Raw genomic sequence first — 20,359 nt, forward strand, 5'->3', positions numbered from 1 at the left:
ACACAGTAGTCTTCGCAATGCCCAAAACTCCTCTTCCCAAAAGGGTGATGTTGTGGTGAACGTTCGGCTACGCAGTGTCGCTAAGGTGGGCCAATGGCAGTAGGGACCACGCGCGGCAAGCGCAAGCTCGGCGCGCTCATGGAGGAGTACCGCGAGAAGTCCGGCCTCAAGGCCGACGTGATCATCAAGGAGGTCCGGACGTCCCGCTCGACGTGGAGCCGGATGATCGCGGGCGAGGCCAGGCCGAGGTGGGCCCTGTTCTTCGCCATCCTCTCCGTGATGAAGGTCAGCGACGAAGAGCGCGAGCGTGCAATGGCGCTGTGGGAGATCGCCGACGACGAGGCGGTCCCCATCGAACACGCAGCTTCGCTGCCCAAGAGCTACCTGCGCTTCCGTCGCGACGAGACGGAAGCGGTGGTGGAGCGGGCCATAGACGTGGTGCTGGTCCCCGGTCTGCTTCAGACCAGCGACTACGCCTCAGCGGTGGCGGTGGGGAACAGGTTCCTGCTGCCAGGGGAGAACTGGGAAGAGCGGGCCGCGCCGGAACGCCTGGACCGGCAGGGCCTGCTGCGCCGAGAACCGAACCCGCTCATCCTGCACGCGCTCATCGACGAAGCGGCATTGCGCCGGGAGATCGGCGGACCCGCCACCATGGCTGATCAGTGGGACTACCTGCTGGAAGCGGCGCGACTGCCCAATGTGAACATCCAGGTCATCCCGAATGGTGCTGGTGCCTACGGCGCCCTCTCTGGGACACTGATCATCTACGACTTCCCCGCTGATGACCTGGGCTCGGCCTATGTGGACAGTCTCGCCGGGCTGAGCCCGGTGGAGGATGCGGAAGGGGTCGCGCGGCTGCGGGCGGTGTGGGATGACGCGGCTGCCCACGCGCTGTCGGTCGAGGAGACTGTCGACTTCATTCGAGCGGTGAGGGAAACATGAGAAAGCGACTCGTTCGGGATGGAAGGGTGTACCTCACTTCCAGTGCCAGCAACACCGCGAGTGCCTGTGTCGGGGTGTCGGTGGAGGTGGCTCGCGCCGGGGTCCTGGACACGAAGAACCCCGGCGGGGACGTGCTGGAGTTCAGCCGGGGCGCGTTCGCGTCCTTCCTGGGCTCGCTCAAGTCCAGCTGAGCTCGACCTGGCCGGCCACGTGCCGGCCGATCTCCAGGGCCGACGTCGCGGCGGGTGAGGGCGCGTTCAGCACGTGCACCTGCCGCGGCGCGGTGTCGATCAGGAAGTCGTCCACCAACGACCCGTCCGCGCGCATCGCCTGAGCCCGCACCCCGGCCGACGCGCGCACCAGGTCGTCCTCGCGGATCGCGGGCACCAGGCGGGCCAGGCTGCGCGCGAACCGCTTGCGCGACAAGGACCGCAGCACCTCCTCGACACCGGTCCGGCCGAACCTGCGGGCCAGCCGCCACGTGCCGGGGAAGCGGGCCACGTCGGCGAGGTCGGCCCCGGACACGTCACGCCAGCGGTAGCCCTCGCGGCGCAGCGCGAGCACCGCGTTCGGGCCCGCGTGCACGCTGCCGTCCAGCATCCGGGTCAGGTGCACGCCCAGGAACGGCAGCGCCGGGTCCGGCACCGGGTAGATCAGGCCGCGCACCAGCCGTCGGCGGTCCGGCCGCAGTTCGTAGTACTCGCCCCGGAACGGCACGATCGCCGCCGACGGCGTCACGCCCGCCAGCCGCGCCACGCGGTCGCTGTGCAGGCCCGCGCAGTTCACCAGGGCGTCCGCCCGCACCACCCCGCGCGTCGTGGCCACCTCGACGCCACCGCCGCTCAACGCCCGCCGGATCGCCAACGCGGGCGTGTGCAGCCGCAGGTCGTGCCCGTTCAGCTCGCGCACGAGAGCCGCGCACACGGCGGGGAAGTCGATGATCCCCGTGCTCTCGACCCGCAACGCGGCCACGGCCGCCACCTCGGGCTCGTACTCCCGGGCCTCGTCCACGCCGATCCGCCGGGCGGGCACCCCGTTCGCCTCGGCCCGCTCCGCCAGCGCCTCCAGCCGCGGCACCTCGTCCGGCGAGGTGGCGACGACGAGCTTGCCGCACACGTCCACCGGCACGCCGTGCTCCCGGGCGTAGGCGACGATCGAGGCGTTGCCCGCGACCGACATGCGCGCCTTCAACGACCCCGGCTTGTAGTACAGGCCCGCGTGCACCACGTTGCTGTTGTGCCCGGTCTGGTGCGCCGCCCACTGCGGCTCCTTCTCCAGCACCACCACGTCGTGACCGCGCCGGGCCAACTCCCGAGCGGTCGCCAGCCCCACGATCCCGCCACCGATCACCACGACTCGTCGCACAGCCGGGAACGCTAGCCGCCGACGAGTTCGGGCAGCACGTCGGCCGCGACCCGTTCCAGCACGGCCTCGCTGCCCGCGTACACGCCGTCGGCCCGGGGCCAGTGCACGACCAGGTCGGTGAACCCCAGCCCGCGCGCCCGGCCCGCCACCTCGCGGAAGCGCTCCACGCTGGTCAGCGAGTACACCGGGCAGGAATCGGCGTTGAGGTGGAAGTCGATCGACTCCTTGGCCCGCCCGATCCCGGCCAGCACCTCGCGGAACCGGGCCGTCATCGCGGCGACGCCGTCCCACCACTCGTCCTCGTCCTCGGTCTCCGGCCCGGTGGTGACCCAGCCCGTGCCGTACTTCGCCGCGACGGCCATCGCCCGCGGCCCGTTGGCCGCGACCACGAACGGCAGCCTCGGCCGCTGCACGCAGCCCGGCGCGCTGCGGGCGTCGCGGATCTCGTAGTAGTCGCCGCTGAACGTGGTCCGGTCCTGCGCCAGCAGCATGTCCAGCGCGGCCACGAACTCCTCGAACCGGCCCTGCCTGCTGCGCGGTGACGTGGCGCCCATCACCTCCGTGTCGTACCCCACACCGCCCGCGCCGACGCCGAGCGTGAAGCGGCCGTCGGAGAGGTCGTCGAGGGCGAGCAGCTCCCGGGAGAACGGCACCGGGTGGCGGAAGTTGGGTGACGCGACCAGCGTGCCGAGCCGGATCGTCCCGGTGGCCGCGGCGGCCGCTGCCAGCGTCGGGACCGCGCCGAACCACGGTCCGTCGACCAGCGAGCGCCAGCCCATGTGGTCGTAGGTCCAGGCGTGGTGGAAGCCGTACTCCTCGGCGGCCTTCCACTTGTGTTCGGCCATCCACCAGCGGTGTTCGGGCAGGATCACAATCCCTGTGCGCACCCGGCGACGGTAGCCGAGAGGCACGATGGGCAGGTGCAGAGACCTTCCCTTGTGGCATCCGACGTCGACGGCACCCTGCTCACGCCCCTCGGCCGGGTCAGCCCGCGCACGGCGGGCCTGATCGCCAGGGTGCTGGCGGCCGACGTCCCGTTCGTGCTGGCCACCGGCCGCCCGCCCCGCTGGGTGCCGGACGTGGCCGAGGCCGCGGGCCTGTCCGGCTACGCCGTGTGCTCCAACGGCGCGGTGCTCTACGACATCGGCGCCGACCGCGTCGTCACGGCCGAGCTGCTCACCCCCGAGCAGCTGACCGAGCTGGCCGCCGTGCTGGACGAGGCGCTGCCCGGCTGCGCCCTGGCCTCGGAGCGGGTCGGCGAGTCCGCCCGCGGCTCCACCGAGCCGGAGTTCATCGCCGACGAGCACTACCTGCACCCGTGGGGCGACGGCGCCCAGCCGCTGCCGGGGCACCAGCGGGCCCAGCTGGTCGGCAAGCCGGCGGTGAAACTGCTGGTCAGGCACCCGAACATGAGCTCGGACGAGATGGCGCGGGCCGTCGGCCCGCTGGTCGGCGACTCCGTGGCGATGACCTGGTCGACCAACGAGGGCCTGCTGGAGTTCGCGGCGCCCGGCGTGACGAAGGCGTCCGGCCTGGCCGCCGTCGCGGAACGCCTCGGCGTGCCCGCGAGCGGCGTGCTGGCGTTCGGCGACATGCCCAACGACGTGCCGATGCTCACGTGGGCGGGTCACGGCGTGGCCATGGCCAACGCCCACCAGGACGCCCGGGGGGCCGCCGACGAGGTCACCGCGGCCAACTCCGAGGACGGGGTCGCGCTGGTGCTCGAGCGGTGGTTCTAGGCTGCCCGTGACGACTCGACCCCCACACCCACCCCGATCCGCCCCACCCGGATCGGCCCACACTGGAGAGACACCCGTGCGCGCACTCGTGACCGGCGGAGCCGGCTTCATCGGTTCAACCCTGGTCGACAGGCTCCTGAGGGACGGGCACGAGGTGCACGTCGTCGACGACCTCAGCCGGGGCAAGCGGACGGCCCCGGCCGACCCCGCCCACGCTGACCGCTACTCGTTCTCGCGGGTCGACATCACCTCGCCGGAGCTGACCGACGTGGTGTCCTCGTTCGGCCCCGAGGTGGTGTTCCACCTGGCCGCGCAGATCGACGTGCGCGTGTCCGTGGCCGACCCGCTGCTCGACGCCAACAAGAACGTGCTCGGCACGGTGAACCTGGCCGAGGCCGCCCGTCGCGCGGGCGTGCGCAAGGTGCTGTTCGCCTCGTCCGGCGGCTCGATCTACGGCACGCCCGAGGTGCTGCCGGTCGCCGAGTCGACCCCGATCAACCCCAAGTCGCCCTACGCGGCGTCCAAGGTGTCCGGCGAGGTGTACCTGAACACCTACCGGCAGCTGTACGGCCTGGAGTGCACGCACCTGGCGCTGGCCAACGTCTACGGGCCGCGGCAGGACCCGCACGGCGAGGCGGGCGTGGTGGCCATCTTCGCGTCCGCGCTGCTCGCGGGCCGTCCCACGAAGGTGTTCGGCGACGGCGGCAACACCCGGGACTACGTGTTCGTGGAGGACGTCGTGTCGGCGTTCGTCGCGGCCTCCGGCGAGGCGGGCGGCGGCCGGCGCTACAACATCGGCACCGCGCACCAGGTGTCCGACCGCGAGCTGCACACCCTCGTCGCGCAGGCGGCGGGCGTGGCCGACGACCCGGAGTTCGCGCCGGCCCGGCTCGGCGACCTGCGCGCGTCGGCCATCGACCCGTCGCTCGCGCGGGCCGAGCTGGGCTGGAAGCCCGAGGTGGACATCGCCACCGGCGTGCGGCTGACCGTGGACTACTTCCGCGCGCTGGAGAGCTGAACCGAGCGGAACAGGCGGACGGGCCGGTCCTCCCGGGAGGGGAGCGACCGGCCCGTCCGCGTTCGTCCGGGGTTCGTCCGGGTCAGGAGGTGTGGGCCGGGTCCTCGACGCGCTCGACGGCCTCGACGACCGGCGCGTCCTGGGGCGGCTCGGGGGCCTCCGCGTTGCGCAGCGCGATGGCGCGGGCCAGCCGCGCGTAGCGCAGCTCCAGCTCCTTGAACCGCAGGTAGGTGTTGATGGTCTGGAAGCCGAAGGCCACGACCAGGGCGTAGAGCAGCAGGTCGGTGCCGCGGCCGACGCCGACGAGCTCGGCGACCTTCGACACCTCGACCGGCCTGATGACGGCGACGACCGCCAGCACCAGGAACAGCAGGAAGCCGATCTTGACGCCGGCCGCGGTCTTGGTCGTGCCGTGGTTCTTGAGGAAGAACACCAGCAGCACGATGACCGCGGCGATGAGCAGGAACTGGATCAGCATGTCAGCGCCTGGACCCCGTCTTGAGAGCCGAGTCGAACAGGATGTTCACACCGTTGATGAGCGACTGGCCCTTGGACATCGAGTACTCGGTGTAGAGGATCTCGACCTGTTCCTCGGTGACCCGCCACCCGCGCTGCGAGATCATGTCGACGATCTGCGACGCGTGGCCCATGCCGTTCAGCGTGATGCGGAGCTCGTCCGCCACCTTCTTGTTGAACACCCGCAGCCCGTTGTGCGCGTCCGACAGCTTCAGCTTGCGCAGCTTGGGGCTGACCGCCACCACGGTCTTGAGCACCACGCGCTTGATCAGCGGGATGTGCGAGTCGTCGCCCTTGAACCGGGTGCCGACGATGATGTCGACCGGCTCGGCGCGGAGCCGGTCCAGCATCCGCACCACGTCCGCGACCTGGTGCTGGCCGTCGGCGTCGAACGTCACGAAGTACTCCGCGCCCGGTTGTTCGCGGGCGTACTCGACGCCCGTCTGGATCGCCGCGCCCTGGCCGAGGTTGACCGGGTGCTGCACCAGGTGGGCGCCCGTGCCGCGGATCGCGTCCGCTGAGCCGTCCCGGCTACCGTCGTCGACGCACACGATGTTCGGGAACGTCTGGAGCGCGTTGCGCACCACGTCCGCGATCACCTGTGCTTCGTTGTAGACGGGCACGACCAGCCATACGTCAGACTGGTCCGCCACGGCGGCCTCCCTGGCGAGTGAGTCGGATGGGTTTCGCAGACAGGCTAGCGCGCGGACCGGTCCCCGCCGCCGCCGACCAGCATTGCGGCGAACTCGGCGATGGTCCGGTCCCACGAGAAGCGCTCGCGGGTGATCTCGCCGAGCTTGGCCGCGCGCGCCTCGCGCTCCGGGTCGGTGACGGCCGTCTCCAGGGCGACGGCGAGCGCGGCGGGGTCGCGCGCGGGCACGAGCCAGCCGGTCACGCCGTTGTCCACGATCTCGGCCGTGCCGCCCACGTCGGTGGCCACGACCGTGCAGCCCATGGCCGCCGCCTCCAGCACGGTGGTCGGCAGGCCCTCGGTCCAGCTCGGGTTGACGAACAGCGAGGCGGCGGACATCTCGCGCAGCGCCGTGTCGTGGTCGACCTCGCCGAGGAACCGCACGTGCTCCTCCAGGCCGAGCCGCGCCACCTGGGCCCGCAGGTCGGCCGCGGCCGGGCCGTCCCCGCACAGGCGCAGCTTCAGCGGCACGCCCCGGCGGTGCAGGGTGGCGGTGGCGGTGAGCAGGTCGGCCACGCCCTTGCCGTTGATGAGCCTGCCCACGTAGCAGGCCACCGGGCCGTCGGCCTCGTCCGGACGGCGGGCCACCACGCCGTCGGGCAGCTCGATGCCCCGGTAGAGCACCTTCGCCTCGCGCTTGGCCAGGTCGCGGACGAACCGCGCGGCCGACTGCGACACGGCCACCACGGCGTCCGCCCAGCGCAGCACGGGCTGGCTGGTGAGCGTGTCGACGGTGGCCGCGACGAACCGGACGAACCAGCCGCCGCTCTGCACCGGGCTCGACCCGTGCTCGACGTGCAGCCGGCGCAGCCCCGCCCGCTTGGCGAACAGCGACGCCCACAGGTGCGGCCAGTAGAACCGGGTGTGGGTCATCAGCACGGCGTCCGGCCCGCACAGCTCGCGCAGCTTCCGGGTGAAACCGGGGTAGGGCACCGGGTAGTGGGAGATGACCTCGCGGCCCGGCCAGCGCACGACCGTCCACCGGTCGCCCAGCCGTTCCACTCCCGCCGGGGCGCCGACCGCCGAGGTGAACACGGTGATCCGCAGGTCCGGATCGGCTTCGAGCATGCGCCGGTGGAGCTCGTGCGCGTACGCCTCCACCCCGCCCTTGTGAGGCGGGTAGTAGACGGGCATGTCGACCAAGTGCACGGCCACGAATCTAGGCCCTTTCCCGATGCCCGAGCAGGCCGGCCCAGGCCAGTGCGGCGGCGGTCAGCCACGCCAGCGCCATGCCGAACGCGACGCCCATCACGCCGAGCAGGAGGCCGAGGCCCGCCACGAGGGCGATCTCGGTGACGAACTGGACGGTGCGCACCCGCGGTCCGAGCCAGGCCCGGCCGCTCGCCTTGCCCGCGACCAGCGCCGTCTGCGCCGTGGCCAGCAGGAACGCGTACGCCAGGAGCACCAGCACGATCGGCCGCAGGCCTTCCCACGGCGTGCCGAGCGCGGCGGTGAGCAGGTCGGCGGGCGCGACCAGGGCCAGGCCCGCGAAGACGAGGCTGACGACCGCCGCCAGCCCGGAGACCAGCATCGGCGCGCGCACGACCTCGCGCGCCGACCGGCCCGCCAGGTGCGCCAGCAGGGCGTTGCTGATCCCGATGAACAGCACGGTGAGCGCGGTCACCGGCACCAGCGCCTTGCGCAGCAGGCCGAGCCCGTCGAGGCCGACCACCCACGCGGTCACGCCGAACGTGGCCCAGGTGCCCGCGGTCAGGTACACGGCGTCGATGAGGAACCCCGGTAGCAACGACCGCCGGTCGCGCAGCCAGCCGCGCACCGCGCCGACCGCGAACGGGCCGCCGGTCAGCCACGCGCACACCGCCGCCACGGGCACCGCGCTCAGCGCCCACAGCAAGTACGTGGACGAGGTGTCCAGTTCGCCCACGAGCAGGGCCACGCCGATCGCGCCCAGGAACAGCACGAGCCAGGAGGCGTCCAGCGCCAGCGCCCGCAACGGCCGCTGCCGGGCGTAGGAGACGTACCGGCCGTGGTCGAGCACCGCGGTGAACGGCGAGGCCAGCGCCTGGACCAGCAGCAACGTCCGGGCGGGCCCGTCGGACAGCAGCCCGACGACCAGGCACCCGAGTCCGATCGCGAGGCCGAGCAGCAACGACGTCGCCGCCGCGCCGCGCACACCCCGCGCGTCGCCGGACGCGACGACCTTCGACACCAGCAACGGCTCCGCGGCGACCGCGCGACCCAGGTACCACTGGCCGATCTGCACGATCGCGACCAGCGAGAACACGCCGTACTCGGCGTCGGTCGACAACGGCGCGGCGATCAGCTGCACGGCGAACGTGATGGCGCTGAAGACCAGCTGGTCGAGGGTGACGGCCGACTGGCGCACCGCCGTGCCGGCCACTGCGCGCAGACCGTCGAGCCGTGATCTGTTCGCCGCCGTCACGGGTGTCCTCTTCTTGGGGGTGCCAGAGCGGGCCTTACTGTACGGCGTTGTCCGATCCATCCCCGCAGCAGGAGAACCCCATGCCATCGCCGGTGTCCGTGGTGATCCCGTGCGCGCCCCGGGCGGACTTCCTCGCCGAGACGTTGCGCTCGGTCGCCGAGCAGACCCACCAGGACTGGGAAGTGGTGCTGGTCCTCGACGGCGAGTGCGAGCAGAACCGGGCCGCCGCGCGCACGCTGCCCGACGACCGGGTGCAGGTGCACCTGACGCCCGCGCCGCGCAGCGGGCCCGCCGTCGGCCGCAACATCGGGCTCGACGCGGCCAAGCACGACCTCGTGGCCTTCCTCGACGCCGACGACCTGTGCCTGCCGCAACGCCTCGCGCACCAGGTCGCCGTGCTCGAACAGCGGCCAGGCCTGGGGCTGGTCGGCGCGTGGGCCCGGCAGATCGACCCGTCCGGGCAGGTCGTGGGCGAGATGCACTCGGCCATCGGGCCCGAGGTCGCGCGCACCATGCTGCTCTACAACTGCCTCATCACCTCCACGATCGTGGTCCGCAAGGAGCTCGCGGCGCGCGTCGGCGGCTTCGACCCGCGCCTGGTGCGGCTGGAGGACTACGACCTGTGGCTGCGCGTCATGGCGCTGGCGGACGGCGACGTGCTGCCCGAGGAGCTGGTCGGCTACCGCGTGCACCCCGGCCAGTACAGCCGCGGCGCGCTCATGGGCTCCCACACGAAGCTGCTGCGGCGGTCCAAGCAGGCGCTGGCGAAGCGGATCGGGGTCAGCGGGCTCGGCGTCGCCGCCCGGCACGCCGCGTGGCTCGGCGTGCAAGTGGCCCACCGCCGCTGGTGAGGCCCGCGCGGGTAGTCTGCGGTCGCGGCGGGACGGGGGCCCCGCTCCTACACCAAGTGATCGGGTTGCTGACGCGATGAGTGCTGCACTGCTGGTGCTGTTGCTGCTGTGGGTGCCTGGCCTGTTGTTCGGCGCGGCCGTCCGGTTGCGGGGGTGGACGCTCGCCGCGGCGGCGCCGGCGCTGACCTACGGCCTGGTCGCGGTCGGCGGCCTGCTGCTGGGCGAGCTCGGGTTCTCCTGGACGCTGCTCACGTTCGGCGCGTGGACGCTCGCCGCGTCGGCCGTGCTGTTCGCCGTCACCACGCTGGTGCAGCGCCGGTGGCCCGCCCGGGTGGACGACGACGAGCCGCGCGTGTCGCGCCGGGGCCACCTGGTGGTCGGCGCGGGCGTGGCCGTCGGCCTCGCGGTCGGCGCGGTCACGTTCCTGCGCGGCATCGGCAGCCTGAACCGCCTCGCCCAGGACTGGGACGCGCCGCACCACGGCAACCTCGTGCGCTGGCTCGCCGAGCACCAGACGTCGCTGGTGTCCTCGGCGGGCGCGATCGGCAACCAGCCGGAGAACGCGGACTACTTCTACCCGGCCACCTACCACCAGCTGCTGGCGCTGCTGCTTGACCAGTTCGGCGTCACGCTGCCGCAGCTGCTCAACTCCGGCGCGCTGAGCACCGTGCTGGTGTGGCCGGTCGGCATCGCCGCCATGGGCCTGGCCTGGAAGCTGCCCGCCCGGATGGTCGCGCCCGCCGCCGCCGTGTCCACCTGGTTCTCGCCGTTCCCGTACGACTCGCTGTGGCGCGGTCCGCTGTGGCCCTACGTCGCCGGCATCGCCCTGCTGCCCGCCGTGCTCGCCCTGGTCACGTACCTGGTCCGGCCGCGCGGCATCACCGGGCCGGTCGCCATCGCGGTGTCGGTGGCGGCGCTGGTCGGCCTGCAGCCGAGCCTGGCGTTCATCCTCGCCGGCCTGCTCGGCGTGATCTTCGTGGCGTGCGTGTTCCGGCTCGTGCCGATCGACTGGAAGCGCGCGTGGCCGGGCCTGGTCGCGCTGGGCGTGCTGGGCCTGGCGGTGGCCGTGCCGCTGATCCTGCCGTCCATGCGCTCGGCCGAGGGCGTGGCCGCGATGGTGTGGCCGTCGGAGGCCACGCCTGCGGGCGCGTTCGGGCAAATGCTCACGTTCTCCGGCGTGGTCGACTTCCCGCAGTGGTGGATCGGCCTGCCCGCGCTGTTCGGCATGGTGGTCATGGCCAAGCGGCGGCTCATGGTGTGGATGGTCGGCGTGTGGCTGGCGTTCGGCGGGCTGTACGCCGTCACCGTCTCGCTGGAGGGCGCCGTCATCCAGCGGCTGACCGGCTACTTCTACAACGACCACTGGCGGCTCGCGGTCATGCTGCCGCTGCCCGGCTCCATCGGGTTCGGCGTGGCCGTGGTCGCGTTCGGCACGTGGGTGGTCGCCCGCTACCGGGACCGGGTGCCCGCGCTCGGCCGCTCGCCGTGGGCGCCGGTGGTCGTCAGCGCGGTGTTCTTCCTGCTCATCGGCCTGGTCAGCGGCGCGTACGTCGGGCGCAACAGCGCCCGGCTGGCCGGGAACTACCAGAACGGGCCCACCGTCAGCGACGGCGAGCTGGAGGCCTACCGGTGGCTGGCCGAGCGCGTCCGGCCCGGCGAGCGGGTGATGAACGACGTGTTCGACGGCAGCGGCTGGCTGTACGCGATGGCGAAGGTCGAACCGGTCGAGTGGACGTTCTACGGCACGCCCGCGGGCACGCCGAGCAACTTCCTGACCAAGCACCTCAACGAGCTCGACGAGAACCCCGAGGTGCGCGAGGCCCTGACCGAGCTGAGGGTCCGGTACGTGATCGTCGGCCGGGGTTTCGTGCGCAAGGAGAACCGGATCGCGCCCGGGTTCGTCGGCCTCGACCGCACGGCGGGCTTCAACGAGGTGTTCCGCAACTCCGATTCGGTGATTTACGAAATCGAAGGCCAGGAGGACGTGCTCGAAGGAGCCGCGGCGGCGGCCGGCCGATGAGCGTATCGACCGATCGGTGCCCCACTTTCACCCCATGGGGTGTGGACGGTCGCGTCCGGTCACTGCCGTACCCTCGACTGCTGTGAGCTTCGCTGGATTTGACCTGATCGTCGTCGGTTCCGGGTTCTTCGGCCTGACGGTCGCCGAACGCACCGCATCACAGCTCGACAAGCGCGTGCTCGTGTTGGAACGCCGCGCGCACATCGGTGGCAACGCCTATTCCGAGCCGGAGCCCGAGACGGGCATCGAGGTGCACCGGTACGGCGCGCACCTGTTCCACACGTCCAACAAGCGCGTGTGGGACTACGTCAACCAGTTCACCGAGTTCACCGGGTACCAGCACCGGGTGTTCGCGATGCACGCCGGCCAGGCCTACCAGTTCCCGATGGGCCTCGGCCTCATCTCACAGTTCGTCGGCCGCTACCTGAGCCCCGAGGAAGCCCGCGCGTGGGTCGCGGAGCACGCCGCCGAGATCGACTCCAAGGACGCGAAGAACCTGGAGGAGAAGGCGATCTCGCTCATCGGTCGCCCGCTCTACGAGGCGTTCGTGCGCGACTACACGGCCAAGCAGTGGCAGACCGACCCGAAGGAGCTGCCCGCGGCGGTCATCAGCCGCCTGCCGGTGCGCTACACCTTCGACAACCGCTACTTCAACGACACCTACGAGGGCCTGCCCGTCGACGGGTACACCGCGTGGCTGGAGCGGATGGCCGACCACCCGAACATCGAGGTGCGGCTCGACACCGACTTCTTCGACGTCCGGGACGAGATCCCGGCCGGCACGCCCGTGGTCTACACCGGCCCGCTCGACCGCTACTTCGACTACAGCGAGGGCTGGCTCGGCTGGCGCACGCTGGACTTCGAGCAGGAAGTCCTGCCGGTCGGCGACTTCCAGGGCACGCCGGTGATGAACTACAACGACGCCGAGGTGCCCTACACCCGGATCCACGAGTTCCGGCACTTCCACCCCGAGCGCGAGTACCCGTCGGACAAGACGGTCATCGTGCGCGAGTTCTCCCGCGCGGCCGAGAAGGAAGACGAGCCGTACTACCCGATCAACACCGCCGAGGACCGCGCCAAGCTGGAGCGCTACCGCGAGCTCGCGCGCACCGAGGCCGCCGAGCGTAACGTCGTCTTCGGTGGTCGACTGGGCACCTACAAGTACCTGGACATGCACATGGCGATCGGTTCCGCGCTGAGCGTGTTCGACAACAAGATCGCCCCGCACCTGGCCTCCGGTCGGGCGCTGGACGGTTCGCTGGAGGACTGATTCGGTTATGTCGGGCAACTCCACCCTCGTCGAGCACGAGGCACCGGAGAAACTGCTGGCGCAGCGCGGCCTCTTCGCCGGGCCGTCGCAGATCGTCTCGGAGGACCTCTACGCCGAGATCTCCCAGGGCATCGCCGACCGCGAGCGGCACCGCATGGTCGTGCACCCGCACGCCACCGTGTCGATGAACACCTACTTCGGCCGGTTCCCGGCCACCTACTGGCAGCGGTGGTGCGTCAGCGCCGAGGTGGAGCTGAGCCTGACCCTGACCGGTTCCGGCACGGTCTCGGTCGTGGCCTCCGACGCGGAGGGCGAGTCCCGGACCATCGTCGCCGAGCAGGTCTCGGGCGCGCAGGGCCAGGTCGTGACGCTGACGGCCAAGATCGACAAGTTCACCGACGGCGGCGCGCTGTGGTTCGACGTCGTCACCGGTGAGCACGAGCTGGTCGTCGAGCACGCCCGGTGGACGGTCGCGCCGCCCAAGCGGGTCCGGCCGACCGCGGTCGTGATCTGCACGTTCAACCGGGTCGAGGACTGCCTCAACACCATGGCGGCCCTCGCGTCCGACTCCGAGCCGCTGAGCCTGGTCGACGCGATCTACGTGGTGGACCAGGGCAGCGACCCGGTCGAGTCGCGGCCCCGGTTCGCCGAGGTCGCCGCCGCGCTCGGCGACAAGCTGCGCTACATCCGCCAGCCCAACCTCGGCGGCGCCGGCGGCTTCACCCGCGGCCTGTACCAGGTCATGGAGGTCGACCACGCCGAGCACGCCAACGTGCTCTTCATGGACGACGACGTGCTGTGCGAGCCGGAGATCGTGGTCCGCACGACCGCGTTCGCCAACCGCACCGCGCAGCCGGTCATCGTCGGCGGCCAGATGCTCTACCTGCTGCACCCGAACCACCTGCACGTGGGCGCGGAGTACGCCAACCTCGACACGCTGGCCCCGGGCCAGGTCGTGGACGGCGCCCTGCACGACGCCGACCTCACCGGGTACGACGAGGAGACCGGCAAGCGCAACGTGCAGGACCGCCGGGTCGACGCGGGCTACAACGGCTGGTGGTCGTGCCTGATCCCGTCGGAGATCGTCAAGGCGGTCGGCTACCCGCTGCCGCTGTTCTTCCAGTGGGACGACATCGAGTACGGCTACCGCGCGCGGGCCCACGGGTTCGCCACGGTCACGCTGCCCGGCGCGGGCGTGTGGCACGCCGACTTCCACTGGAAGGACTGGGACGACTGGCACCGGTACTTCAACCTGCGCAACGCCCTGATCACCTCGGCGCTGCACAGCCAGTTCGACCCGAAGCGGATCTGCCGGTCGATGGCGGCCCAGCTCGCCACCTACCTCGTCGGCATGCAGTACGGCCTGGCGGCGACCCAGCTCAAGGCCATCGAGGACTTCCTCAAGGGCCCCGAGATGCTGCGCGACGGCGGCGTCCAGGCGGCGGCGGACATCCGCAAGCTGCGCGCCGAGTACCCCGAGACGGTCAAGCACCCGGCGTCGGAGGTGCCCGGCATCTCCTCCGGCGACCTGCCGCTGATCACGGCGCCGCCCGCGCCGCGGCTGTTCGCGCCGGTGCTGGCCAAGCGCGTGGTCAACCAGCTGCTCGGCCGCAGCGTGCACGACGTCGGCGCGGTCGCCGCGGGCGACTCGGCGTGGTGGCACGTGTCGCTGTTCAACACCGCCGTGGTCACCGACGCGTCCCAGGAGGGCGTGCGGGTCCGGCGGCGCGACCGCGAGCTGGCCATCCGGCTCGGCAAGCAGGGCACCAAGCTGCTCAAGGAGCTCTACCAGCGTGCTCCCGAGATGCAGCGCGCCTACCGCGACGCGATGGGCGAGCTCACCAGCCGCGAGAACTGGCGGCGGTTGTACGACCTGTGACCGGTGAGGCGGGGCGGCCCTGAGCGGTCGCCCCGCTTCGCTTCTCCCACGTCTTTCTCACGCGCTTCTCACCGGGGGACCTTCAGTGGACGCAGTGCACCGGATCATCCTGCCGAGGGACGACGACCCGCTCGACGTCCGGCCGATGTACCTGGACGAGCCGGAGAACGTGCACTGCCAGGTCGACTCACGGCGCGGGCTGACCGTGCCCGAGCACGCCAAGGTGTCGTTCGCGACGTACTTCAACGCGTTCCCGGCCAGCTACTGGAAGCGGTGGACGGTCGTCGACGAGGTCGTGCTGCGGATGCGCGTGCGCGGCTCCGGCCGGATCGACGTGTACCGGTCCAAGCCCAGCGGCGACGTCGTGCACCTCGAAGGCTCGTTCGTGCGGGACGCGGCGGACTGGACGTCGCTGGAGTTCCCGGTGTCGCTGCGGCCGTTCGAGGACGGCGGGCTGATCTGGTTCGACGCGTTCACGCACGAGGCGTCGCTGGAGATCCAGGACGCCGAGTGGGCCGTGCGGTCGCCGTTGCCGGCGAAGAAGGTCGCGGTCAGCATCACCACCATGCGCCCGCACGACGCGGTGGAGGCGTTGCGGGCGCTGGGCAGCGACCCGGCCGTGCTCGACGTCGTGAGCAACGTGTTCGTGGCCGACCAGGGCGCGGTGAAGGTGCGCTCGGTGGCGGGCTTCGCGGAGGCGGAGGCCGGGCTCGGCGGCCGGCTGGAGGTCATCGAGCAGGACAACCTCGGCGGCGCGGGCGGGTTCACCCGGGGCATGTTCGAGGCGGTCGAGCACACCGACGCCGACCAGATCATGCTGATGGACGACGACATCCGGCTGGAGCCGGAGGCCGTGCTGCGGTCCAACGCGTTCGCGCGCGCGGCGGCGTCGCCGGTCATCGTCGGCAGCCACATGCTGAACCTGCAGGCCAGGACCCGGCTCCACAGCACGGCGGAGATCGTCGACCTCGGCACGTGCTTCTGGCGGGCCGCGCCGGGCGCGGTCACCGACCACGACTTCGCCACCTCGTCGCTGCGCGAGACGCCCGAGCTGCACCCCAGGGTCGACGCCACCTACAACGGCTGGTGGATGTGCCTGTTCCCGCGCGAGGTGGTGGAGCGGACCGGCTACCCGCTGCCGCTGTTCATCAAGTGGGACGACGCCGAGTACTCGTTGCGGGCGCTGGAGCACGGCTACCCGACGGTGTCGCTGCCGGGTTCGGCGGTGTGGCACATGCCGTGGACGGACAAGAACGACTCGACCGACTGGCAGGCCTACTTCCACACCCGCAACCGCTTGGTGCTGGCCGCCTTGCACAGCCCGTACGACGTGCGGTCGGGGATCGTGAAGCACGGGTTGAAGCTGTCGCTGCGGCACCTGCTGTCCATGGAGTACTCCACCGTGGCGTTGCAGCAGAAGGCGATCGAGGACTTCCTGGACGGTCCGGCCGGCCTGTTCGACTCGCTGCGCACGGCGCTGCCGATGGTGCGCGCGATGCGCGAGGAGTACAGCGACGCCCGACGGCTGGAGTCGGCCCGCGAGTTCCCGCCGCCCACGTTCGACATGGTGCGGGCCGAGGCGTTGCTGAGGCCGTCCAAGGGCAAGGCGACCATCGCGGTGCGCGCGGCCAAGTCCGTCCTGCACAACCTGCGCCCGCCCCAGGCGTCCGCCGGCGACCGCCCGCAGCTCAACGTGCCCGCGCTGAACGCCCGCTGGTTCCTGCTCGGCAACCTGGACAGCGCTACGGTGTCCACCGCGGACGGCACCGGCGTCGCGTTCTACAAGCGCGACCCCGACCAGTTCCGCACCCTGATGGCGCGTGCCGCCCGCAACTACCGGCGTCTGGGCAGGGAGTGGCCGCGGCTGCGCCGCCTGTATCGCGACGCCCTGCCGGAGCTGACCTCGGCCGAGCAGTGGCGCAAGGCGTTCGAGAACCGCTGACCGCACTCCCGCACGCGGTCGGGTCGGGCGCGCTGTCGTCGATCAGGGTGGTCGAGGCGAGCGCGGCGCGCTACGGAGCTTGATCGGTTCCAGTCGTCTTCTTGCGCCGCCGCGGTTCCGCCGACCGCGGCGGCGTCCGACGCATGTGGTCGCGCGCGCGGGCCAGGACATCGGCGAGCGCCTCGACGTCGGAGCGGGACAGCGGGGCGAACAGCAGGTCGTCGAGGACGGCGACGTGACCGGGGAAGATCCCCGCGAGCACAGCACGTCCTTCCTCGGTGATGGTGACGGTGACGCTGCGCTCGTCATCGGCGGACGGCGTCCGGGTCACGAGGCCCCGCTTCTCCAGCGTCTGCGCCTGATAGGTCAGTCCGCTGCGGCTGTAGACGACACCGTCGGCCAGATCGGTCATCCGCCGACTGCCCGTCGGTGAGTCGCCGAGCGTGGCCAGGAGCTGGAACTGCACGTAGCTGAGATCGCCGGCATCCCGCAACTGCTGCTCGACGGCGTGCTTCAGCAGGCTGCTCGCCTCGATGAGGGCGAAGTACGCGCCCAGCTGCGTGGCGTCCAGGCGGGGCGGCGGGGCGGTCATGGGTCGAGCCTATCAGTGCTTCCAACTCGAAGCACTTGCTTCGAAATCGAAGCAGTGTTACGGTCGTTCCAGTTGCTTCGACTTCGAAGCACATCACCGGAGGGTCGACATCATGAAGGCAGTGCGGTTCCACGAAACGGGCGGCCCGGAAGTCCTGCGCTACGAAGACGTCGACCAGCCGGTCCCCGGCGCGGGCCAGGTCCGCATCCGGGTCGCGGGGTCGGCCTACAACCCGGCCGACGGCGGCATCCGCGAGGGCTTCCTGCCGATCCCGGTCACGCTGCCGCACGTTCCGGGGTACGACGTCTCCGGCAGGATCGACGCGCTCGGCGACGGCGTGGAAGGTTTCGCCGTGGGCGAGGACGTCATCGGGCTCATCCCCATGACCGCCGACGGCTCGGCCGCGGAGTACGTCGTCGCCCCCGCAGAGGTGCTGGTGAAGGCTCCCGCCACCATCCCGCCGGCGGACGCCGCGGGGCTGCCGTCGGTCGGGCTCACCGCCTCGCAGGCGCTCTTCGAGGCAGGCGGGCTCACGGCCGGCCAGCGCGTGCTGATCAACGGTGCCGGCGGCCCCGTGGGCGGGTACGCGGTGCAGTTGGCCAAGCGCGCGGGTGCCTACGTCATCGCCACCGCGAGCCCGCGCAGCAGCGAGGCCGTCAAGGCGGCCGGCGCGGACGAGATCATCGACCACACGGCCACCTCGGTGCTCGACGCGGTGGCCGAACCCGTCGACGTGCTGCTCAACCTGGCCCCGATCACCCCCGACGGGTTCACGGCCCTGGTCGTACTGGTCCGCGACGGCGGAGTGGTCGTCTCCACGACACCGACCGTCCCGACGCCCGGTGACGAGGAGCGGAACGTGCGCGCGGCCACGATCTTCGTCCACCCTGACGCGGACGTGCTCTCGGGCCTCGTCGACCTCGTCGACCGCGGTGAGCTCCACGTCGAGATCGCCCGGCGCGTGCCGCTGAGCGAGCTGCCCGCGATCCACCGGCAGGCCGCCGCGGGGGAGGTTCGCGGCAAGGTCGTGGCCGTCCCGCCCGCCGCCTGACGATCCGGAGGTCGCCGTCATGCCCCGAGCCTCGTCGGCGGGGCCTGGCGGCGACTACTCGAAGTGCGCGGCTACGACGTGGCTGAAGTTGACCACGAACTCCTTGTCGTCGGCGGTCCGGATGGACTGGGTGTGGCCGTTGCGCACGACCTGGATCAACCTCGACCCGAGATCCTCGGCGGTCTCCGCGGAAACTTTGATCGAGATCGGGTTCGGGTTCGCGGCCAAGTGCAGGACCAGTGCCGTCTTACGCGCTTCAGAAGTCATGGCGCCACCCCACCACCGGCCACCTGACCAGGCAAGACGGGTTCGCCGTCAGCGATTCCGCGCCGAGCTGAACCGGGCTCTCACTTGCGGAAGAAGCGCTCCCGCTGGCCCAGGCGCACGAGCTTCAACCACTCCAGGAACGCCTTCGGGTCGCGGCGCACGCCGATGAAGTACAGCCCGAACCGGAACGCCTCCAGCAGCCCCAGCTTCCGCATACCGGGCTGCGCCAGCAGGTAACCCCGGTTCCGGTAGGTGTAGTAGCGCTTGACCTCGTTCTCGGGGTCCTGCGCGTGGAACCGGCCGCCGAGCATCGGCTTGAACTCGTCCGACCCGTCGGGGTGCAGGTAGGCGACCTTCAGCGACGTGCCGAACGGCAGGCCGGTGCGCACCAGCCGCCGGTGGATCTCCACCTCGTCGCCCCGGAAGAACAGCCGGTAGTCCGGCACGCCGATGACGTCCACCGTGGACGCCTTGAACAGCGCCCCGTTGAACAGCGACGCGATGCCCGGCAGGAAGTCGGTGCCCAGCTCGGCCGCGTGCCGCTTCCACGTCAACCCGCGCCGCAGCGGGAACGCGAGCTTCTCCGGCCGCTCGATGTTCGTCACCACCGGGGAGATCGCGGCCAGCTTGCGCCGCCGGGCCTCCTCCAGCAGCACGGCGAGCACGGTCTCGTCGGCGGGCCGCCCGTCGTCGTCGGCGAGCCACAGCCAGTCCGCGCCCAGCGACAGCGCGTGCAGCATCCCCAGCGCGAACCCGCCCGCGCCGCCCAGGTTGCGGTGCGAGGCCAGGTAGGTGGTCGGGATCGGGCACTGCGCGACCAGGTCGTCCACCGGCTGGTCGGGCCCGTTGTCGACGACCACCAGGTGGTCGAGCGGCCGGGTCTGCGACGCCAGCACCTTCAACGAGTCGGCCAGCAGCTCGCGCCGGTGCCGGGTCACCACGACACCGACGACGGAGCCCTCCGGCAGTGCGCCCACGACGCTCACCTACTCGCCACCGTTCCCGCTCAGCACCCGCGGCTGACCGATCCGCTCCAGCGTCTCCGGGGCCATGTTCTCGAACGGGTCACGTCCCTTGTAGGAGGTGAGCACGTCCCGCAGCGACCCCTGCATCTTGACACTGCCTTCGTCCATCCAGATCGCCGTGGTGCAGAACTCGGCGAGGAAGTCGTCGGAGTGGTTCGCGAACACCAGGATGCCCGACCGCTTCACCAGGTCGTTCATCCGGTCCCGCGCCTTGGCCATGAACGCCGCGTCGACGGCGCCGATGCCCTCGTCCAGGATCAGGATCTCCGGGTCGATCGACGTCACGATGCCCAGCGCCAGCCGCACCCGCATGCCCGTCGAGTAGGTGCGCAGCGGCATCTGCAGGTAGTCGCCGAGCTCGGTGAACTCGGTGATGTCGTCGACCCGCTTCTCCATCTCCTTGCGGCTCATGCCGAGGAACAGACCGCGGATCATGATGTTCTCGTACCCGGAGATCTCCGGGTCCATGCCGACGCCGAGGTCGAACACGGGCGCGACCTTGCCGACGACGCGCGAGCTGCCCCGCGTGGGCTCGTAGATGCCCGCGAGCAGCCGCAGCAGCGTCGACTTGCCGGCGCCGTTGTGGCCGACGAGGCCCACCCGGTCACCGTGGCGCAGCGAGATGTTGATGTCGTGCAGGGCTTCGATGATCGGGACGCGGCCCTCGGAGCCGATCTTGCCGCCGACCTTGCCCAGCGCGAGCTTCTTCAGCGACCTCGACTTGGCGTCGAAGATCGGGAAGTCGACCGAGGCGTTCCAGACGTCGATGCTGACCATGATGTGTTTG

The 20,359-nt window shown here is 71.2% G+C and carries 20 protein-coding genes; 10 read left to right on the top strand and 10 right to left on the bottom strand.

The genetic code is table 11. From position 1 onward, the window contains the following. Window positions 1-93: 93 nt before the first annotated feature. Both ABTZ99_RS04750 and ABTZ99_RS04755 read left to right on the top strand, forming a co-directional pair. On the top strand, window positions 94-942 hold the full coding sequence (locus tag ABTZ99_RS04750) for a helix-turn-helix domain-containing protein (protein WP_498771104.1): 849 nt from the start codon (window positions 94-96) through the stop codon (window positions 940-942). 80 nt (window positions 943-1,022) lie between these two features. Beyond that, window positions 1,023-1,133 carry a DUF397 domain-containing protein gene (locus ABTZ99_RS04755; RefSeq protein WP_498771102.1) on the top strand — a complete coding sequence of 37 codons (111 nt, stop codon included), beginning with the start codon at window positions 1,023-1,025 and terminating at the stop codon, window positions 1,131-1,133. On the opposite strand, the gene lhgD is transcribed toward ABTZ99_RS04755, so the two are convergent. Both lhgD and ABTZ99_RS04765 read right to left on the bottom strand, forming a co-directional pair. Beyond that, entirely contained in the window at window positions 1,120-2,307 is a 1,188-nt protein-coding gene (gene lhgD, locus ABTZ99_RS04760) for an L-2-hydroxyglutarate dehydrogenase (RefSeq protein WP_499608148.1), read from the bottom strand. The two genes, ABTZ99_RS04755 and lhgD, sit on opposite strands and share 14 nt — an antisense overlap. Window positions 2,308-2,318: 11 nt before the next feature. Continuing rightward, the gene (locus tag ABTZ99_RS04765) at window positions 2,319-3,194 is read right to left on the bottom strand and encodes an LLM class flavin-dependent oxidoreductase (protein ID WP_498771098.1); all 876 of its coding nucleotides are present in this window, start codon (window positions 3,192-3,194) and stop codon (window positions 2,319-2,321) included. 33 nt (window positions 3,195-3,227) lie between these two features. On the opposite strand from ABTZ99_RS04765, the gene ABTZ99_RS04770 reads away from it, so the two are divergent. Continuing rightward, window positions 3,228-4,046, top strand: coding sequence for an HAD family hydrolase (locus tag ABTZ99_RS04770; RefSeq protein ID WP_498771096.1), 819 nt, complete (start codon window positions 3,228-3,230; stop codon window positions 4,044-4,046). A 76-nt stretch (window positions 4,047-4,122) separates the two neighbouring features. Next, window positions 4,123-5,064 carry an NAD-dependent epimerase/dehydratase family protein gene (locus ABTZ99_RS04775; protein ID WP_498771094.1) on the top strand — a complete coding sequence of 314 codons (942 nt, stop codon included), beginning with the start codon at window positions 4,123-4,125 and terminating at the stop codon, window positions 5,062-5,064. A gap of 82 nt (window positions 5,065-5,146) precedes the next feature. Here the strand turns inward: ABTZ99_RS04775 and ABTZ99_RS04780 are convergent, their stop codons facing one another. The 4 genes from ABTZ99_RS04780 to ABTZ99_RS04795 are packed head-to-tail and all read right to left on the bottom strand — an operon-like array spanning window position 5,147 to window position 8,675. Then, window positions 5,147-5,542 carry a DUF2304 domain-containing protein gene (locus ABTZ99_RS04780; RefSeq protein WP_498771093.1) on the bottom strand — a complete coding sequence of 132 codons (396 nt, stop codon included), beginning with the start codon at window positions 5,540-5,542 and terminating at the stop codon, window positions 5,147-5,149. 1 nt (window position 5,543) lies between these two features. After that, window positions 5,544-6,233 carry a polyprenyl-phospho-N-acetylgalactosaminyl synthase PpgS gene (gene ppgS, locus ABTZ99_RS04785; RefSeq protein WP_230569355.1) on the bottom strand — a complete coding sequence of 230 codons (690 nt, stop codon included), beginning with the start codon at window positions 6,231-6,233 and terminating at the stop codon, window positions 5,544-5,546. Window positions 6,234-6,277: 44 nt separating this feature from the next. Then, window positions 6,278-7,420, bottom strand: coding sequence for a glycosyltransferase family 4 protein (locus ABTZ99_RS04790; RefSeq protein ID WP_499608153.1), 1,143 nt, complete (start codon window positions 7,418-7,420; stop codon window positions 6,278-6,280). A gap of 10 nt (window positions 7,421-7,430) precedes the next feature. Beyond that, complete coding sequence (locus ABTZ99_RS04795) at window positions 7,431-8,675, bottom strand: MATE family efflux transporter (protein ID WP_499608155.1); 1,245 nt, start codon at window positions 8,673-8,675, stop codon at window positions 7,431-7,433. 2 nt (window positions 8,676-8,677) lie between these two features. On the opposite strand from ABTZ99_RS04795, the gene ABTZ99_RS04800 reads away from it, so the two are divergent. The 5 genes from ABTZ99_RS04800 to ABTZ99_RS04820 all read left to right on the top strand — a co-directional run bounded on the left by ABTZ99_RS04800 (window position 8,678) and on the right by ABTZ99_RS04820 (window position 16,637). Further along, window positions 8,678-9,526 carry a glycosyltransferase family 2 protein gene (locus ABTZ99_RS04800; protein ID WP_499608284.1) on the top strand — a complete coding sequence of 283 codons (849 nt, stop codon included), beginning with the start codon at window positions 8,678-8,680 and terminating at the stop codon, window positions 9,524-9,526. A 76-nt stretch (window positions 9,527-9,602) separates the two neighbouring features. Then, the gene (locus tag ABTZ99_RS04805; protein ID WP_499608157.1) at window positions 9,603-11,546 is read left to right on the top strand and encodes a DUF6541 family protein; all 1,944 of its coding nucleotides are present in this window, start codon (window positions 9,603-9,605) and stop codon (window positions 11,544-11,546) included. A 34-nt stretch (window positions 11,547-11,580) separates the two neighbouring features. Continuing rightward, entirely contained in the window at window positions 11,581-12,816 is a 1,236-nt protein-coding gene (gene glf / locus ABTZ99_RS04810; protein ID WP_498771083.1) for a UDP-galactopyranose mutase, read from the top strand. Between the two features lie 7 nt (window positions 12,817-12,823). Then, entirely contained in the window at window positions 12,824-14,695 is a 1,872-nt protein-coding gene (locus tag ABTZ99_RS04815) for a glycosyltransferase (protein ID WP_498771081.1), read from the top strand. Between the two features lie 85 nt (window positions 14,696-14,780). Then, a complete protein-coding gene (locus ABTZ99_RS04820; protein ID WP_499608161.1) occupies window positions 14,781-16,637 on the top strand; it encodes a glycosyltransferase in 1,857 nt (618 codons plus the stop codon). A 70-nt stretch (window positions 16,638-16,707) separates the two neighbouring features. Here ABTZ99_RS04820 and ABTZ99_RS04825 read toward each other — a convergent pair whose 3' ends face one another. Beyond that, window positions 16,708-17,229, bottom strand: a complete 522-nt coding sequence (locus tag ABTZ99_RS04825; protein ID WP_499608163.1) for a MarR family winged helix-turn-helix transcriptional regulator — start codon at window positions 17,227-17,229, stop codon at window positions 16,708-16,710. A gap of 112 nt (window positions 17,230-17,341) precedes the next feature. On the opposite strand from ABTZ99_RS04825, the gene ABTZ99_RS04830 reads away from it, so the two are divergent. Next, window positions 17,342-18,280 carry an NADP-dependent oxidoreductase gene (locus tag ABTZ99_RS04830; RefSeq protein ID WP_499608166.1) on the top strand — a complete coding sequence of 313 codons (939 nt, stop codon included), beginning with the start codon at window positions 17,342-17,344 and terminating at the stop codon, window positions 18,278-18,280. A 54-nt stretch (window positions 18,281-18,334) separates the two neighbouring features. Here the strand turns inward: ABTZ99_RS04830 and ABTZ99_RS04835 are convergent, their stop codons facing one another. The 3 genes from ABTZ99_RS04835 to wzt form a co-directional block, all read right to left on the bottom strand. After that, window positions 18,335-18,547 (bottom strand): hypothetical protein, encoded by a 213-nt coding sequence (locus tag ABTZ99_RS04835; RefSeq protein ID WP_230569345.1) that lies wholly within the window; start codon window positions 18,545-18,547, stop codon window positions 18,335-18,337. 80 nt (window positions 18,548-18,627) lie between these two features. After that, a complete protein-coding gene (gene glfT1 / locus ABTZ99_RS04840; RefSeq protein WP_498771073.1) occupies window positions 18,628-19,524 on the bottom strand; it encodes a galactofuranosyltransferase GlfT1 in 897 nt (298 codons plus the stop codon). 9 nt (window positions 19,525-19,533) lie between these two features. Then, a complete protein-coding gene (gene wzt, locus ABTZ99_RS04845; protein WP_230569343.1) occupies window positions 19,534-20,349 on the bottom strand; it encodes a galactan export ABC transporter ATP-binding subunit Wzt/RfbE in 816 nt (271 codons plus the stop codon). Window positions 20,350-20,359 lie beyond the last annotated feature (10 nt).

The sequence above is a fragment of the Actinosynnema sp. NPDC002837 genome (genome assembly GCF_040295345.1).
Lineage (GTDB): Bacteria > Actinomycetota > Actinomycetes > Mycobacteriales > Pseudonocardiaceae > Actinosynnema.